16 protein-coding genes and 2 pseudogenes are annotated in these 14293 nt (G+C 61.6%); 9 read left to right on the top strand and 9 right to left on the bottom strand.

Annotated features, from left to right (window positions below):
• The 4 genes and pseudogenes from E3374_RS17750 to tmk all read left to right on the top strand — a co-directional run.
• Positions 1-190 (top strand): annotated as a pseudogene (locus E3374_RS17750) (transposase); the annotation flags it as partial.
• A gap of 444 nt (positions 191-634) precedes the next feature.
• Positions 635-1309: a helix-turn-helix domain-containing protein gene (locus E3374_RS13940; RefSeq protein WP_136689575.1), complete on the top strand. Its 675-nt coding sequence runs from the start codon at positions 635-637 to the stop codon at positions 1307-1309.
• Between the two features lie 107 nt (positions 1310-1416).
• A pseudogene (locus E3374_RS17910) lies at positions 1417-1723 on the top strand (alcohol dehydrogenase catalytic domain-containing protein); the annotation flags it as partial.
• 410 nt (positions 1724-2133) lie between these two features.
• On the top strand, positions 2134-2733 hold the full coding sequence (gene tmk, locus E3374_RS13930; RefSeq protein ID WP_136689574.1) for a dTMP kinase: 600 nt from the start codon (positions 2134-2136) through the stop codon (positions 2731-2733).
• Positions 2734-2751: 18 nt separating this feature from the next.
• On the opposite strand, the gene pspAB is transcribed toward tmk, so the two are convergent.
• The 3 genes from pspAB to E3374_RS13915 form a co-directional block, all read right to left on the bottom strand.
• The gene (gene pspAB, locus E3374_RS13925) at positions 2752-3384 is read right to left on the bottom strand and encodes a PspA-associated protein PspAB (protein ID WP_136689573.1); all 633 of its coding nucleotides are present in this window, start codon (positions 3382-3384) and stop codon (positions 2752-2754) included.
• Between the two features lie 47 nt (positions 3385-3431).
• On the bottom strand, positions 3432-4322 hold the full coding sequence (locus E3374_RS13920; RefSeq protein WP_136689572.1) for a M48 family metalloprotease: 891 nt from the start codon (positions 4320-4322) through the stop codon (positions 3432-3434).
• A gap of 68 nt (positions 4323-4390) precedes the next feature.
• Positions 4391-5350 carry a DMT family transporter gene (locus E3374_RS13915; protein WP_136689571.1) on the bottom strand — a complete coding sequence of 320 codons (960 nt, stop codon included), beginning with the start codon at positions 5348-5350 and terminating at the stop codon, positions 4391-4393.
• Positions 5351-5526: 176 nt separating this feature from the next.
• Between E3374_RS13915 and E3374_RS13910 the strand changes: the two genes are divergently transcribed.
• On the top strand, positions 5527-6012 hold the full coding sequence (locus tag E3374_RS13910; RefSeq protein WP_136689570.1) for an Lrp/AsnC family transcriptional regulator: 486 nt from the start codon (positions 5527-5529) through the stop codon (positions 6010-6012).
• Between the two features lie 23 nt (positions 6013-6035).
• Here E3374_RS13910 and E3374_RS13905 read toward each other — a convergent pair whose 3' ends face one another.
• The 3 genes from E3374_RS13905 to htpX all read right to left on the bottom strand — a co-directional run bounded on the left by E3374_RS13905 (position 6036) and on the right by htpX (position 7998).
• Complete coding sequence (locus E3374_RS13905) at positions 6036-6431, bottom strand: YccF domain-containing protein (protein WP_136689569.1); 396 nt, start codon at positions 6429-6431, stop codon at positions 6036-6038.
• Positions 6432-6433: 2 nt separating this feature from the next.
• On the bottom strand, positions 6434-6916 hold the full coding sequence (locus E3374_RS13900; RefSeq protein WP_136689568.1) for a PH domain-containing protein: 483 nt from the start codon (positions 6914-6916) through the stop codon (positions 6434-6436).
• A gap of 203 nt (positions 6917-7119) precedes the next feature.
• Complete coding sequence (gene htpX, locus E3374_RS13895; RefSeq protein ID WP_136689567.1) at positions 7120-7998, bottom strand: zinc metalloprotease HtpX; 879 nt, start codon at positions 7996-7998, stop codon at positions 7120-7122.
• Positions 7999-8135: 137 nt separating this feature from the next.
• Here htpX and E3374_RS13890 point away from each other — a divergent pair, with 137 nt between their 5' ends.
• The gene (locus tag E3374_RS13890; protein WP_136689566.1) at positions 8136-9365 is read left to right on the top strand and encodes a digeranylgeranylglycerophospholipid reductase; all 1230 of its coding nucleotides are present in this window, start codon (positions 8136-8138) and stop codon (positions 9363-9365) included.
• 78 nt (positions 9366-9443) lie between these two features.
• On the opposite strand, the gene E3374_RS13885 is transcribed toward E3374_RS13890, so the two are convergent.
• Positions 9444-9857: a dCTP deaminase/dUTPase family protein gene (locus E3374_RS13885; RefSeq protein WP_136689565.1), complete on the bottom strand. Its 414-nt coding sequence runs from the start codon at positions 9855-9857 to the stop codon at positions 9444-9446.
• A 130-nt stretch (positions 9858-9987) separates the two neighbouring features.
• Between E3374_RS13885 and E3374_RS13880 the strand changes: the two genes are divergently transcribed.
• Both E3374_RS13880 and E3374_RS13875 read left to right on the top strand, forming a co-directional pair.
• Positions 9988-11121 (top strand): 60S ribosomal export protein NMD3, encoded by a 1134-nt coding sequence (locus E3374_RS13880; RefSeq protein ID WP_136689564.1) that lies wholly within the window; start codon positions 9988-9990, stop codon positions 11119-11121.
• On the top strand, positions 11114-12202 hold the full coding sequence (locus tag E3374_RS13875; RefSeq protein WP_136689563.1) for a class I SAM-dependent methyltransferase: 1089 nt from the start codon (positions 11114-11116) through the stop codon (positions 12200-12202). The genes E3374_RS13880 and E3374_RS13875 overlap by 8 nt, the downstream gene beginning before the upstream one ends.
• Positions 12203-12384: 182 nt before the next feature.
• Here the strand turns inward: E3374_RS13875 and E3374_RS13870 are convergent, their stop codons facing one another.
• On the bottom strand, positions 12385-12567 hold the full coding sequence (locus tag E3374_RS13870; RefSeq protein WP_136689562.1) for a hypothetical protein: 183 nt from the start codon (positions 12565-12567) through the stop codon (positions 12385-12387).
• Between the two features lie 172 nt (positions 12568-12739).
• Here E3374_RS13870 and E3374_RS17240 point away from each other — a divergent pair, with 172 nt between their 5' ends.
• On the top strand, positions 12740-13423 hold the full coding sequence (locus E3374_RS17240; protein WP_169051859.1) for a helix-turn-helix domain-containing protein: 684 nt from the start codon (positions 12740-12742) through the stop codon (positions 13421-13423).
• Positions 13424-13437: 14 nt separating this feature from the next.
• On the opposite strand, the gene E3374_RS13855 is transcribed toward E3374_RS17240, so the two are convergent.
• Complete coding sequence (locus E3374_RS13855) at positions 13438-14265, bottom strand: purine-nucleoside phosphorylase (RefSeq protein ID WP_136689559.1); 828 nt, start codon at positions 14263-14265, stop codon at positions 13438-13440.
• Positions 14266-14293 lie beyond the last annotated feature (28 nt).

Raw genomic sequence — 14293 nt, 5'->3', positions numbered from 1 at the left:
GGCTGCGACGACCTCGAAAGATTTCGGGCTCAGGTTCTTCTACTTCGCGTTCGCGTGTCTGCTGTACTCAATTTGGCGGGCAGTCGATCTGCTCGTCCAGGTTGAATTGACCGGGGAGTACGAGCACTCGCCGATCGTGACAGCCGATAATACGCTGACGCTGCTGAAGAAGGAAACCGGAATTGGGTAGAGAGGCTCTCAGTCTGGGTTAGCGAGGCGTCCGAGTGGCGACACTATCCGATGTCTCGGGAATGCTCCGAATTAGTTTCCAGTTCAACAAGAATCTCGGTTTGGAGAGGGATCTGAAGCAGGTTCCGCTCGTCGATTCAGCTGAAACTACGCATCACAGCCCCGCAAAACCCACTGTAGTCTCAACTCCCCTGCGTTCGGGAGGATGAGATTTACTTTTCTCACTGCATATGCTCCCGTTCTTCGCAAGGGGCTGAACCAGATACCGAACGAAGACAAGCTTTGCCGGATGACGGTTCCGACGAGATCTGGTCTGTCCGGGTGAACGGATCCAGCCACAACCCTCTCCAATAGATACAACTAATCCTTTTATAATAGCGTAACTGAAAAGATGGTTAGAATCCAAGTCTCGCAGAGAAACGCTGCCAACAGGTAATACTCAACAATGACAATTACTGCCGAAATCCATCTCCGTTCACCGTTGCTACCGCTCGTCGACGTCGCCGAACTGCCACAGATCGACGAGGTACAGTGCCCACACGTGCTCGGACTGGAACAGGGCGTCCAACGGTTCGTTGTCGAGATCGACGCCACTGAATCCCTCTCCGAGGAGCGGTTCCTGGGTCTCGATGAAATAATCGAAGTGACCGATATCGGGGCCGCAAGGGGGAAAGAGGTCTACAAACTGGCTGTCGTCCTGGGAGAGTCAGTCGCGAACGCGTTCGAAGCCACGCCAGATGCGGGGCTCGTCGACGCGATACGCATTACTCCAGCGGGGTGGTACGAGCAGAAAGTCTTCAAAGACTATCCCGCGTTCAAGACGTTCCAGACTAGCTGTGAGGAGCACGACATCTCAGTCGAGCTCCTCTCGATCACGCAGAACCCCTCGATGTCCGAGGAATCGGTACCGTATGGATTGACGGAACGACAGTACGAGGCGCTGTCACTCGCGTTGTCCCGTGGCTATTACGAACAGCCACGCCAAACGACCGCTAAAGAGCTCGCAAACGAACTGGATATCTCCCAGCCCTCGATGTCGGACCTTCTCAACCGGGCCGAGAGCCAACTCATCTCTGCAACACTCGGTCCCTCTCCCCGTCTGGAGACCCTCGCGCAGTAGCCAGCGATCCGCCGGGCCGAGCGCCCGACCATCAGTATATCAATGGACGTTTTTCATAGGATCGAACCTATGCGCTCTAGCCACCGAGATGAGACTGCATTCAAACGATGAAGGCAGCAACGTATCACGGCCCTGGCGATATCCGGATCGAAGAGAGGGCCGGCCCGGAGATCAAGGAACCAACTGACGCGATCGTCCGTATTACCCATCGATTTGCGGTTCGGATCTGCGGCCGTACCGGGGCGCAGACGAATACGACGAAGGAACGCCCATCGGCCACGAACCCATGGGCATCGTCGAGGAAGTCGGGGCGGCGGTCCGGCACGTCCAGCCGGGTGACCGGGTGTTCGCCCCGTTCGGAACAAGCTGTGGCCAGTGTGAATTCTGTCCAAAGGACTCCACACCTCGTGTGTCAAACCGCGTGTTGATCTATGCCATCGTCGACACGAATCACGAGCGTAGAGCCTCTATCATAAGTAGTATCATTCGATTTCAAGGGGAAGACGTGCTAAATACCGGGGCTTCCGTTCCTGATCAGGCCTCTCTGACAGACTGGTGAGGTACGTAGCACCTTCTAGAATTCGATATATAGATACACACGAACACACAAATCATGAGTGAAGGAACGGCCCGGAGTACGGTCGGCCCGATAATATTTGCAGATGAAACAGCTCGCCGGCAACTTCTCGAAACGGGCGAAGTCGTCACGTTCCGAACAGACAAGCGAACGACGGGGCAACCTGGACGATCGAGCAACGTTTGCAAGTTCGACTATGTTCCGTCCGCTCCGTCGTGTTTACGTTCCTCCGCCGCGTGCGGCCGGTATGCTCATCACGCTCGAGGGGATCGACGGGAGCGGGAAGACCTCCGCCAGAGAGTTCCTCCAGGAGCGGTCGGCGGAGTTCGACGCCGAGTTTACGTTCACCCGGGAGCCGACCGAATCCTGGTACGGCGAGGCCGTCCAGCGCTCAATCGGTGACGACGACGCCGACTCGCTGGCGGAGTTGTTCCTCTATACGGCCGACCACGCCGCCCACCTGGCGAACACCGTTCGGCCCGCCCTCGAACGTGACGAAGTCGTCATCTCCGACCGCTACTCTGACTCGCGGTACGCCTACCAGGGCGCGACGCTTGCCGACCGCCTGGACGATCCGCTGGCATTCGTTCAGGAGATTCACCAGCCCTGGACGCGCCCGCCGGACGCGACGATCTACCTCGACGTCGATCCCGAGACCGGGGCCGAGCGGAGCGGCGTCACCAACAAGTTCGAGCGCGTCGAGCAGTTGCGCGCCGTCCGGGAGCACTACGAGCGACTGCTCGACGCGGAACCGGAGCGGTTCGTTCGGATCGACGCGATGCGTTCGCCGGACGACGTCCGGGAGGACGTTCTCGATGCGGTTCGGGGAGCGCTCGCCGAACAGTAACGCGGTGGGAGTTATCTTTCACTCCCAGGGATGGCCCTCGTCCTCGGGCCAGAGGGGATACCAGTAGGCCTCGTCGTCTTCGAGGTCGAGTTCGCCGTCCAGCACGCTCTGGAGTTTGAACTCCGCGGTAGCGTCGCGCTCGTGTTCGCCGGGTTCCGGTGCGAAGGGGTAGTACGCCCCGCGGCGAAAGGAGTAGACCCAGTAGACGTAGCGATCGCTTTCGTCCCAGCCGGTCGCGTTGTCGGGATTGCTAAAGGCGAAGACGGCCGCGAGCAGTCGCGAGCCGTAGCCGTTTTCGACGAGCGTGTCAGCCGCGAAGTGGACGCTCGTGATCAGATCCTCGACGTCGTCGTCTTCGAGGACGACCCAGGTGTAGCCGTGGGCGTCTTCGACGAATTCCGCGGCCGTGCCCGTCTCGACCTCGCCGGCGGCCAGAATCTGCCTGACTTCTTCGATGGCGTCCTGGAAGTCCGTGCTGTCGACATCCGAAAAACACAGCGCCGCTTCGCCCGCCGGCTCGTAGCCCAGGTCGGCCTCCATCGTCACGTAGGCGGTGCTCATTCCGAAGAGGTCCTCGGGATCGGCATCGCGGGTCGCGTCGGCCTCGGCTTTCAGCCCCAGGACAGACCTGATGCCGTCGAGCAGTCCCATAGGATTCGTTTCCACGGTACGTACTTAGGCGTCGCGGGATCGCACATTCAATCCCGCTTCGATCCCGCTTCGAACGTTTCCTGTACCTTTCGCAGCCGCTTGATCCGCTTCGCGACGGGTGGATGCGTCCAGGGAAGCGTCAACAACCCGGTCCCGCTCGGCACGATACAGAAGGCGTTCAGGCCCGCGATCGACCGGAGATCGCTCTCGGGCCGCCGGTCACGACCGTGCAGGGTCGCCAGCGCCTCCGCGAGCGCGACGGGTTTGCCCGTGATTGCGACTGCTCCACGATCGGCCGCATACTCCCGGTAGCGCGCCAGTACCAGCGTTCCGGGGAGACTCACTACCAGCAACGCCAGCGAGACGATCGCGAGGACGATCACGAGCCCGATATACCCCAGAAAGAGCGCGAACCCGTTCATCCGTTCGAGGCTGCCCGACAGCGTGAGCAGCGCGACCGTCGTCGGGAAGCCCGCCACTGTCAGTACCGTCGAATCGCCATTCTTGCAGTGGGCCAACTCGTGGGCCAGCACCGCGTCGAGTTCGTCGTCGTCGAGCGTCTTCAGGAGTCCGAGCGTGACACAGACGACTGTCCGATCGCCCGTCCCGGCCGAGAGGGCGTTCGGCTCGTCGCTGGGGATCACGGCAACCGGCGGTCGCGGCATATCCGCCTGTCGGGCCAGGCGGTCGACGGTGTCGAACAACGCAGGGTAGTCCTCGCGGTCGATAGCGACCGCTTTCGTCATGTAGTACGTCAGTCGATCCGCTTCCCGGACCAGGATTGCGAGAACGACCACGACGACGGCGAAGACGGCCACGGCGACTTTCCATGGCGACAGCAGCACAATCAGGCCAAAAAGCGCGCTGTAGCCCCCAATCGAGAGGACGAGCGCGAGGACCATCCGACGGGCAAGCCGGCGGTCACTTTTCCATTCCATGATGTCACGTTGGGGTGACACGAGCAAGAACTCTGTGCTTTCCTCGCTAGCGCATGGGAGAGGTCAGTTCAATCCGACTTCTCGAACGAGGACGCTCCTGTCCCGGGCTGGGCCGGCTTGAGGCCATCGCGAACCCGATGCCAGGAGGGTAACAGCGACCGGTGTTTCACCAGCAGGAACCCGATGAAGATGGCGAGAAAGCCGACCATCGTCGTCGAGTCGATTATCTCGCCGAGTACGAGCCAGCTCAGGCCCGTCGCGACGACCGGTTCGAGGTAGACGATCAGGTTGCTCTCGGTCGGGCCGATCCGATCGAGGAGACTGAAGTAAAGCGAGAAGGCGACGATCCCCGGGCCGACGACGAGGAAGGCGAGCGAGGCGATCGACAGCGGCGTCCAGACGATCGCGCCGACGGACTCGCCGGTCGCGTAGCTGGTCAGACAGAGTAGACCGGATCCGAGGAGCATCGCCCAGCCCTGGAGTGCGACGGCCGAGAGATCCGTTCGGAGCGGCCGGGTCGCGACGGATCCCAGCGCAAAACTCAGCGTGGCGAGCACAACGAGCCCGATCCCGAACAGGTTCGCGCTCGCGACCGTGTTCACGCCGACATCCGAGATGATGACGACGCCGGCAAGTCCGACGAGCAGTCCCGCGACCTGCAGCGCGGTGAGGTCGCTATCCGGGAGCAACGCGCTCGCGAAGACGGCTGTGAGTGCCGGCGAGAGACTGACGACGATAGCCGCGACCGCGCTCGGGACGTGTTCCATGCCCAGATAGAGGAACGCGTGATGACCGGCGATCATGAACACACCGGCGACGAGGACACAGCCGGCGTCGACGAGCGACCGTGGATACCACCGGCGGACGAGAGCCGGGGCGAAGCCGATCACGACGATGCCAACCAATGCGTACCGCAGGCCAGCGAACAACAGTGGCGGGAAATACGACAGTCCCACGTCGATCGCGAGGAACGAACTCCCCCAGAGGACGCCGACCAGCAGTGAGAGGACGAGAGATCTCGACCGCATTATCTATGCGTTCTGTAGGTAAGTATAAGAAACTAACGCTACTTTGAATTGGGTTCAAGTATAGATTGTATAATGGGACAAAGTCCTATATTACTCGGCGTTGTTCGAGAGATACTCCAGCGCTTCGGTCTAGCGGAGCGGAGCATACTTATCGATCACCGCCGACCGTGTCTGGCATGGACGAACGCGACGTGCGGATCCTCAAAGCGATTGCTGATCTCGGGACCGACAGTCCGGAGCGGCTTCACGAAGAGACGGACATTCCCGTCTCGACGATCCACTACCGGCTCAGTAACCTCCGGGAAGACGGTGTGATCGAGAACGACCTGAACGACATCGATCTGGACGCGCTCGGGCTGGGAGTAACGGTTATCGTCGAGGTGCTCGCGGCGTACAGCGGGACTTACGATGCCGTCGCCGAGAAGTTCCGCGCAATCGAGGGCGTCACGCAGGTCTACCTGACGATGGGTGAGACTGACTTTATCGTGGTCGCTCACCTGACGGACGCAGACATGGTCGAACGGCTCATCAGCGACTTCGAAGCCTTAGAGGAGGTCGAGCGGACGAACTCGACGTTCGTTATCTCAACGCTGCAGGACAGCCAGCGGGCCCTGGAGGCCTACGAACTCGACACGCTACTTGACGAACTCGTCGAAAAGTAATCAAATGGTTACAACCGTCCGTATCAGTATTTCTTGAGCGAAACGACGTACGGTAAGTAATTAAACAGTTTCACACCGATCGGTAGCCCAATGACAGTGAGGCTAATGAGGTAGGCGGCCAACGTCAGGAGGCCGCTGGCCCACCAGCCGATCAGAACGAAGTACACACCCCGGACGAGAAGACCCGGCGAACTGCCACCACTGGATCCGCCCATTTCTACAGTCTCGACTGATTCTTCGGACTCGAGTGATTTCAATGTCAGCGTATAGGGTGCCTTGTTTATTAGCTTGATTCCGATAGGCAAACCGACGACTGTCAGATTAAGCAGCCATGCCATTCCAAGGACAATCCCAGTCAGCCACCAGCCGACAAACATAAACCATACACCTCGAACGATCAACGACGGACTATCGGACATTGTTACTCGTACTCCCGTTGTTGTTCACGAACTGTGTTCTTCACTTCTTCATACGCCGGAACACCGTGCCAGACAAGTCTATTGTTCGCACCGGCCTGGAATTCGATCGTGCCGTGACCGACCAGTCTCTCGAAGATCGACTGTGTTGCCCCAATACTCCGGAGATCCGCGATGCGATATTCCATTTCCGTCTTCGAGAGTACACCTATTTTTCCTTTGATACGCTCGTCCGTCACGATGTATCGGGATTGCATCCGTGACACGACGACGTACCCAGCGATGAGTCCCGTACCGACTATACCAGCCAAGGGGGCTTCGCCGACGAGGCCGCCAAAAAATACGACGACGGCGAGCGCAATTTGTTTCCACCAAACCGTCCAGCTCGGTCGTCTATTCTCAAGCACGGACTCCCCTTCCATCAGCTTTACACCGTCTGTCTGCGCATGATGTTTGACATCTGTTGTTCTATTTGTCTCTACAGACATCACCGCGGATTTTGAAATAAAATAATATAAAAGAAGCGATACTATCTGGTACGGCACGGTGTAAAAGAATGACAACTGTCCGTATCAGTTTGTTACAGCCGGCAGTAACAATGACATTGAAGCCCATCTACCCAAAACACTGATTCCGGAGATGCACAAGACGATGGTGCTCGGAAATCCAAACACGGCCCTTTGATGAACCGTCAAAACGACGTCTCCATCTCGCGCTCGAGTTCCTGTAGTCGCTCGATACGGTTCTCCGTCGTGGGGTGGGTCCGGAACAGTTGGCCGATCATCCCCTTCGAAATAGGGATGATGAAGAAGGCGTTCATCTCCGACTGGCTACGCAGATCCTCCTGTGGGATCCGGTCCATCCGGTTGTCGATCTTCGCCAGCGCGGAGGCCAGCGCCGAGGGCTGGCCGGAAATGATCGCGCCGCCGCGATCGGCCGCGTACTCACGGTAGCGGCTGAGTGCCCGGATCAGGATATACGAGACGATCCAGACCACCAGCGAGACGAGGATGGCGACGACGATCCCCCCACCGCCGCGGCGGTTGCGTCCGCCCGCGAACAGCCAGCCCCAGCGGACGATCATGAACGCGATCGTCGAGAGGAACGACGCGATCGTCATCACGACGACGTCCCGGTTCTTGATGTGGGCCAGTTCGTGGGCGAGGACGCCTTCCAGTTCGTCCTCATCGAGCGTCTGCATGATCCCCGTCGTCACACAGACGGTTGCGTTCTTCTTCGAGCGTCCAGTCGCGAAGGCGTTGGGGACCGACGAGTCGGCGACTGCGACGTCAGGTTTCGGCAGGTCAGCCTGCTGGGACAGCCGCGAGACGCTGCGATGGAGTTCCGGATACTCGTTCTCGTCGACCCGCCTCGCGCCCATGCTTCGGAGGGCGAGTTTGTCGCTGAAGAACAACTGGCCGAACGAGAACAGCCCCATCACGACGACGATACCCACGAGACCGACCCCGGCGCTCGCGAGGATGCCGACGAAGACGATGTAGAGGACGAACAGCAGGAACATCGTTACGATCATTCGCCCGCGCAAGCCCCAGTCCGGTTGCCACTGCATACGCGAGGCTGTAGGGTGTCAGCGAAGAAAATCTCTCCGGGCGAACGCGACGTCCTGTCGATCGAGAGACCAGATTGACCCCCAATATTGGGGGTCCAGGTGAGAACACTCTTTAGGGCGACGCCGGATTGACGTATATGACCGAGCGTTACGACGTGGCGATCGCGGGTGCCGGGCCTGCCGGCGCGCAGGCTGGCCGCGATCTCGCGCGGCGGGGTTACGACGTGGTGGTCCTCGAGACGGAAGCCGAAGCCGAGTTCCCGCGTGCGAGCAACAAGTCCACCGGCGGGACCTTTCCGTCGATGCTGTCCTCGTTTGGTATTCCGGACGACGTGGTGATGCAGTTCACCGACAGCGTCGTCATCGAGTCGCCGAACGAGTTCCTCCGCAAGGAACAGACCGGCGCCGTCCTGGACTTCGGCGCGTTCAAGGAGTTCCTGGTCGAGGACGGACGGAAGCAGGGTGCCGAGTACCGCTTCGACGCACGCGTTTCGGGACCGGTCATGGATGGCGGAGACGTTGACGGTATCCGGTACAACGGATCGACGGAACTGTATGCCGATATCATAATCGATGCGACAGGTCCGGCTGCACCGATAGCATCGGAATTGGGGATTTCGGATCTCAAACGTGACCGCCACGCCATCGGCGTCGAGTTCGAGATGGAGGGCGTCGACCTCGATGCTTCGGGGTACGCCGATCTCCACGACGCCATGATGCTCCGGCTGGACCACGAGTACGCTCCTGGCGGATACGCCTGGATCTTCCACACCGGCGGCGACACCGCGAAGGTCGGCCTCTGTTACATCAACAACGGGAGCTACCAGCGCTACGCCACGGCCGATCGTACCATCGACGGCTACCTCGAACACTGGATCGACACTGATCCACGCTTCGAGAACGCGACGAAGATCGAGGGTCGCCAACATCGCGGTTCGGCGCATATCCAGCCGCCGGGTGGGATGAGTACAGACAGCTTCATGGCGATCGGCGACACGGTGCCGTCGATCGACCCGCTCTGGGGCGAGGGCGTCCACAACGGGATGAAATCCGGTCGTGCCGCTGCGGTCACGGCCGATCAGTCGCTGACGCCCGACGAGCCCGATACTTCCGCCGAGGCGATGGAATTCTACGAGAAACTCTGGCACCGCGAGGTCGCCCCGCGGATGGATTCGCGGCTGCGGATGACCGACATGCTCTATCTCGCTCCGAACGGGCGATACGATCGACTGCTCGCCGACCTGAACAGTCTCGACGACGAGACGCTCGCTCGGGCGAACAAGGGAAGCTGGCGGGCCATCGCGAAGCTACTGCACGTCGGCGACCTCCCGATCCTCGCCCGGTTCGCGATGGATCGGCTGACGTAGTCGAACCACGGGGCTGTCGGTCGACCACATTGCGACCGCGCCTAACTACCTACTGTGGTCGAGGAGTGAGATGTCTCTCTACCGTGGAAACAGCGTCGAGACGCGTGCATTCTCCTTCAGGCGCAGCCCTGACTCGCCGACCGTGAGGGATACGTGAGGCAGTTCCGCGACCCGGAGCGTCGGATGGGTCGCCCCACGTTCGACGATCGCTGTCCGCGGTTGAAGCAGAGCCGGGCCCGATAGCGATTCGTTGTACTCGATCAGGTACGTTCCCGGCTCGAGGTGCCACCACTGGTAGTCATCGTCTTCGTTACGCCACACGCGAGGATAGGGGTCTCCCGCTGCCGGTTCGAGTTCGCCACCGCCGAAATCGACGCGTCCCGGGGCTTGGATGGTGTAGATCTCCGTCACGGTGAGGTCGACACCCCCGTCGTCGCGCACCTGCGTCGGTTCGTGGACGATCCCTTCGATCGAATCGAGCAGGTCGCTCATGTGTCCGAACAGACGCCTCGACGACAAAATCATTGCTCCCTGGGCGTCGGGAACCAGTGAGAGCCGGTCACGGACCTGACCCAGTCGAAACCCGCGCCGCTTTTACAGACTTGCCCCGTACAGGAACCCAATGACGCGATCGGGTGCGTTCTGTCCGCGTTGTGGCGATCCCATCGAGAGCGATCCGGGGGAACGCCCGGATCATCCGGAGGCTCGTGATCCGGACAGCGTGCTCTGTGACGCCTGTTACTTCGAGGAGTTCGATCTCGTGGATGCGCCCGATCGGATCGAGGTGCGGGTCTGTTCGCAGTGTGGTGCCGTCCACCGGGGCAACCGTTGGGTCGACGTGGGCGCGGAAGACTACACCGACGTCGCCGTCGACGTGACCAGCGAGGCGCTGGGGGTTCACGTCGAGGCCACGGACGTCTCCTGGCAGGTCGCGCCCGAACAGGTCGATCGGAACACGATCCGGATGCACGCGACGTTCACAGGTGTCGTCCGTGAGACGGCCGTTACCGAGGAAGTCGTCGTCCCCGTGAAGATCGCCAGGGAAACCTGCCAGCGGTGTGGCCGGATCGCCGGTGGTTCCTTTGCCAGCGTGGTGCAGGTTCGAGCGGTCGATCGGATGCCCACCGACGAGGAGGAGGAACGCGCCGAAGCGATCGCCCGCGAGATCGTCGCCGAGATGGAGGCGACGGGCGACCGCGAAGCGTTCGTGACAGATGTCGGTTCGGTCGATGGCGGGCTGAATATCAAGGTCTCGACGACGAAGATCGGTCAGAAGATCGCCCAGCGGCTGGTTTCGGAGTTCGGCGGTTCCTTCTCGGACTCCGAGCGACTCATCACCGAGGACGAGGACGGCGAGGAGGTCTATCGCGTGACCTACGCGGTCCGCTTGCCGCCCTTCTCCCCGGGAGAGGTCATCGATCCCGATGACGGCGAGGGACCAGTGCTGGTCCGAAGCGTGCAGGGAAATCTCAAGGGCACGCGACTGACGACCGGCGCGGCATACGAGGCGAGTTTCGAGGACGGTGACGCACCGGACGCCAGACGGCTGGGCGACCGCGAGGATGGCGTCGAGACGACACTCGTGGCGATCGAGGACGAGCACGCTATCCAGGTGCTCGACCCCGAGACCTACGAGACGAAGTCGATCCCGCGGCCGAACTATCTGGACGCCGACGTCGATTCAGTCCCGGTACTGAAATCGCGGGCTGGCCTGCACGTGTTGCCCAGCGGGGGCGACGAGGGTGACGATGAGTGAGGACGATGGACTCCCCGCCCAGGAGGATCGGACCGCGATCGAACCGGACGAAGCGATCGAGGAGGTTGTCGCGGAGAGTGACGAGGATCTCGCCGTCGTGGTCGAGAAACCACGGGCCCAGCGCGCCATCGATACTCTGGAAGACGCGGGTGTCTACGATCCAGATCGGAGCGTCCGGTCCTACGGCGAAGGGTACGTCTCGATCCCTGTGACGGCCGTTCCCGAGACGGTCGAGTTCCGCGAGGTCGTCCGGCAGGTCGGCGAGCCCCGACTGCGGACACTTGCCGACCACTTGCGCGAGCGCGGCTGGGGTGTCGACGAGATCGATCGCGCACCGTCCTCGTGGGCCGTTATCGGGAGCGTTGTCCTCGTCGAGATCGGTGACCCACCGCGTCCCTCGGAGGTCGGCGAGGCGCTGTTGGACCTCCACGGCGAGGCGGATACCGTTCTCCAGCGCCACGGCATCGCCGGTGAACATCGCAAGCCAGACGTGTCCGTTCTCGCTGGCGAGGGTGACACCGAAACGATCCACACCGAGCACGGGACGCGCTACGCGCTGGATCTCGCCGAAGTCATGTTCTCGCCCGGGAACAAGGATGAGCGTTCCAAGATGGGTGAAGTCGTGGCGAAAGACGAGGCCGTCCTCGATATGTTCGCCGGGATCGGCTATTTCACGCTGCCGATGGCCCGTGCCGGTGCGAGCGTGACGGCAGTCGAGCGCAATCCCACGGCGTTCCAGTACCTCCTGGAGAACGCCCGGCTCAACGACGTCACAGATCGCGTCCAGCCCTACCGGGCCGACTGTCGAGACGTGGTCGCGGGTGTCAGTGCCGATCGCGTCGTCATGGGCTATTACGACGCTTACGAGTACCTCGATAGCGCACTGGAGGCGCTCGAAGAGGGGGGCATCGTTCATCTCCACGAGGCGACGCCGGCGGATCTGGTCTTCGAGCGACCGATCGACCGTCTCGAAGCGGCGGCTGCCGATCGCGGACGGTCGATCGACGTGCTCGAGACTCGCCGCGTCAAGACCTATAGCGAGGGCGTCGAACACGCCGTCGTGGATGCACGTGTCGACTGATCGGCTGTCGACGACCTAGGAAGGGCCGACGAGTCCGGAGGGCAACACCTATTCGTTCCGGCCCGCAAACGCCGATATGGACCGACAGCAGATCCTCGCTATCATCCTCGTCGTCCTGATGGTCGGATCGTCGTTCGCCTACGCGGCTTCGAGCCTGTTCTGATCGAAGACCACCCGGCGATTCACGCCCGGAGCGTCCGGTTCGGCGGCCGGCTTGCGCGACGGCGTCGGTCTCGAAGGCCTAGGTCCCGCTGGACTCCTCGACCCCCCGGCCCCGCACCGACGATCAGGGCAGCGACGAGACACACAGTGATGACGAACCGCCGTCGGGTGACGAGGTCGGCCAACCGTTGTAGGAGCCCCATGCTCGCTCACCTCCCGCGGATCGGGTACGGTGGGCGGTCGAACGGTTTCGGCGATACCCCACGAGTGTCTGTGACTGCCGATACATCGAGTCGAGGAGGGTTCCAGAGCTGGGTGTGGATTCTGCGGGGTATAGTCGGGGGATTTAACAACAGCTCGCATCCGCGCTTTGTCATGAAACACACGCGTGTCACACTGGAGTTCGATGTCACGTCCGTGCCGGAACTGGTGGCCAGAATAATCGAGTCACCCGACATCGAGGAGCCCCGCGTGATAGACTGGAGTCGAGCGGCACCCGAGGTCGCGACGTTCCTTTACGCGATCGAGAGTGACACCGAGGCGTTCGTCGAGGGGGCCAGAGCCACAGACGGCGTCGATTCACTTCGGGTCGTCGAGACACAGGGGGAGATTTCGTACGTCTTCTTGACGTTACGCGAGCGACTGGAGCCGGTAATCGAACAGGTCACCGAGGCGATCGCGCGGGCCGAATTGATCGTTCGCCGACCGATCGTCTGGCGCGATGGCCTGATGCACTGTCACGTCGTCGGCGATTCGGCGGCACTGCAAGAGGCCCTCGAAGCCCTTCCCCCGGAAGTCGATTGCCGGATCGACGAGATCGGGCAATTTCCCTCGGAGCTGACGAACCCCGCCAGCGTGCTGAGCGAGCGCCAGCGGGAGGCAGCCGCGGTCGCGCTGGAACTCGGGTACTACGAACAGCCCCGGGAGGCGACACACGAGCGGATCGCGGTGGAACTCGGCTGTGCACCCAACACCGCGAGCGAACACCTCCAGAAGGCGGAAGCGAAACTCGTCAGGGCAGGGATGGAACGCGTCAACGTGGTCGATCCGGCGCGGTGACGATGCCCCGGCCCTCACTCCAGCTCCGGGAACCGCTGCAACAGCGTCGAAACGTACGCCCGAAGGTCGTCCTCGATCGTCTCGATCGTTTCGACGACCTCCTCGTGGGAGAGCGGGTCGCCGACCACGCCGGCGGCGTAGTTCGTGATCGTCGACATCCCGACGACGTCCATCCCTAGCTGGTTAGCGACGATTGTCTCGGGGACGGTCGACATCCCGACGGCGTCCGCACCGAGGGTATCGAGCATCTCGATCTCGGCGGGTGTCTCGTAGCTCGGCCCCATCATGCCCGCGTAGACCCCGCCATCGTGGATGGTGAGGTCGGAATCGCCGGCCAGGTCGCGTGCCTCGGCGAGCAGGTCCGGGCTGTAGGCGTTGGTCATATCGGGGAACATCGGCCCGTCGCCCAGCCCCGCCCGGCCGAGGAGGGGATTGGTCCCCATCATATTCAGGTGATCTTCGATGAGCATCACGTCGCCGGGGTCGAAGTCGGCGTTGACGCCACCGGCGGCGTTCGTGATGAGGAGCCGCTGACACCCGAGCTCGCCGAGCGTCCGGATCGGGGCCACGATCGGTGCCATGTCGCCGCTCTCGTAGTAGTGGACGCGGCCGTCCATCCCCAAGACCGTCACGTCGCCGACCGTTCCGAGGACGAACCGGCCTGCGTGGCCTTCGACGGTCGAGGCCGAAAGCCCTGGCACGTCTTCGTAGGAGACCGACAGATCGATCTCCATCTCGTCGGTCATCCCACCCAGCCCGGAGCCGAGCACCATCGCGGTCTCGGGAGTCGAAAGACCCTTCGTCTGGAGCTGTTCCTCGAGGTAATCGACCGGTTCCGTCATACTTCCTTTTATACCGGTTCTACATAAA

The sequence above is a fragment of the Halorhabdus amylolytica genome (genome assembly GCF_004944975.1).
Taxonomy (GTDB): domain Archaea; phylum Halobacteriota; class Halobacteria; order Halobacteriales; family Haloarculaceae; genus Halorhabdus; species Halorhabdus amylolytica.
Note: the sequence above shows the minus strand (reverse complement) of the source record. Positions and strands in the feature narration are given on the sequence as shown.

What these genes read in the sequence shown, in the direction of transcription:
- E3374_RS13885 (WP_136689565.1), bottom strand. Translation starts at nt 9,857, where the DNA reads ATGAGCGACCTGCTCGATTCGATCGAAGGGATCGTCCACGAACCGACG.
- htpX (WP_136689567.1), bottom strand. Translation starts at nt 7,998, where the DNA reads ATGCAGTGGCAACCGGACTGGGGCTTGCGCGGGCGAATGATCGTAACG.
- tmk (WP_136689574.1), top strand. Translation starts at nt 2,134, where the DNA reads ATGCTCATCACGCTCGAGGGGATCGACGGGAGCGGGAAGACCTCCGCC.
- E3374_RS17240 (WP_169051859.1), top strand. Translation starts at nt 12,740, where the DNA reads ATGAAACACACGCGTGTCACACTGGAGTTCGATGTCACGTCCGTGCCG.
- E3374_RS13880 (WP_136689564.1), top strand. Translation starts at nt 9,988, where the DNA reads ATGACGCGATCGGGTGCGTTCTGTCCGCGTTGTGGCGATCCCATCGAG.
- E3374_RS13920 (WP_136689572.1), bottom strand. Translation starts at nt 4,322, where the DNA reads ATGGAATGGAAAAGTGACCGCCGGCTTGCCCGTCGGATGGTCCTCGCG.
- E3374_RS13855 (WP_136689559.1), bottom strand. Translation starts at nt 14,265, where the DNA reads ATGACGGAACCGGTCGATTACCTCGAGGAACAGCTCCAGACGAAGGGT.
- E3374_RS13940 (WP_136689575.1), top strand. Translation starts at nt 635, where the DNA reads ATGACAATTACTGCCGAAATCCATCTCCGTTCACCGTTGCTACCGCTC.
- E3374_RS13890 (WP_136689566.1), top strand. Translation starts at nt 8,136, where the DNA reads ATGACCGAGCGTTACGACGTGGCGATCGCGGGTGCCGGGCCTGCCGGC.
- E3374_RS13905 (WP_136689569.1), bottom strand. Translation starts at nt 6,431, where the DNA reads ATGTCCGATAGTCCGTCGTTGATCGTTCGAGGTGTATGGTTTATGTTT.
- E3374_RS13870 (WP_136689562.1), bottom strand. Translation starts at nt 12,567, where the DNA reads ATGGGGCTCCTACAACGGTTGGCCGACCTCGTCACCCGACGGCGGTTC.
- E3374_RS13875 (WP_136689563.1), top strand. Translation starts at nt 11,114, where the DNA reads ATGAGTGAGGACGATGGACTCCCCGCCCAGGAGGATCGGACCGCGATC.
- E3374_RS13910 (WP_136689570.1), top strand. Translation starts at nt 5,527, where the DNA reads ATGGACGAACGCGACGTGCGGATCCTCAAAGCGATTGCTGATCTCGGG.
- E3374_RS13915 (WP_136689571.1), bottom strand. Translation starts at nt 5,350, where the DNA reads ATGCGGTCGAGATCTCTCGTCCTCTCACTGCTGGTCGGCGTCCTCTGG.
- pspAB (WP_136689573.1), bottom strand. Translation starts at nt 3,384, where the DNA reads ATGGGACTGCTCGACGGCATCAGGTCTGTCCTGGGGCTGAAAGCCGAG.
- E3374_RS13900 (WP_136689568.1), bottom strand. Translation starts at nt 6,916, where the DNA reads ATGTCTGTAGAGACAAATAGAACAACAGATGTCAAACATCATGCGCAG.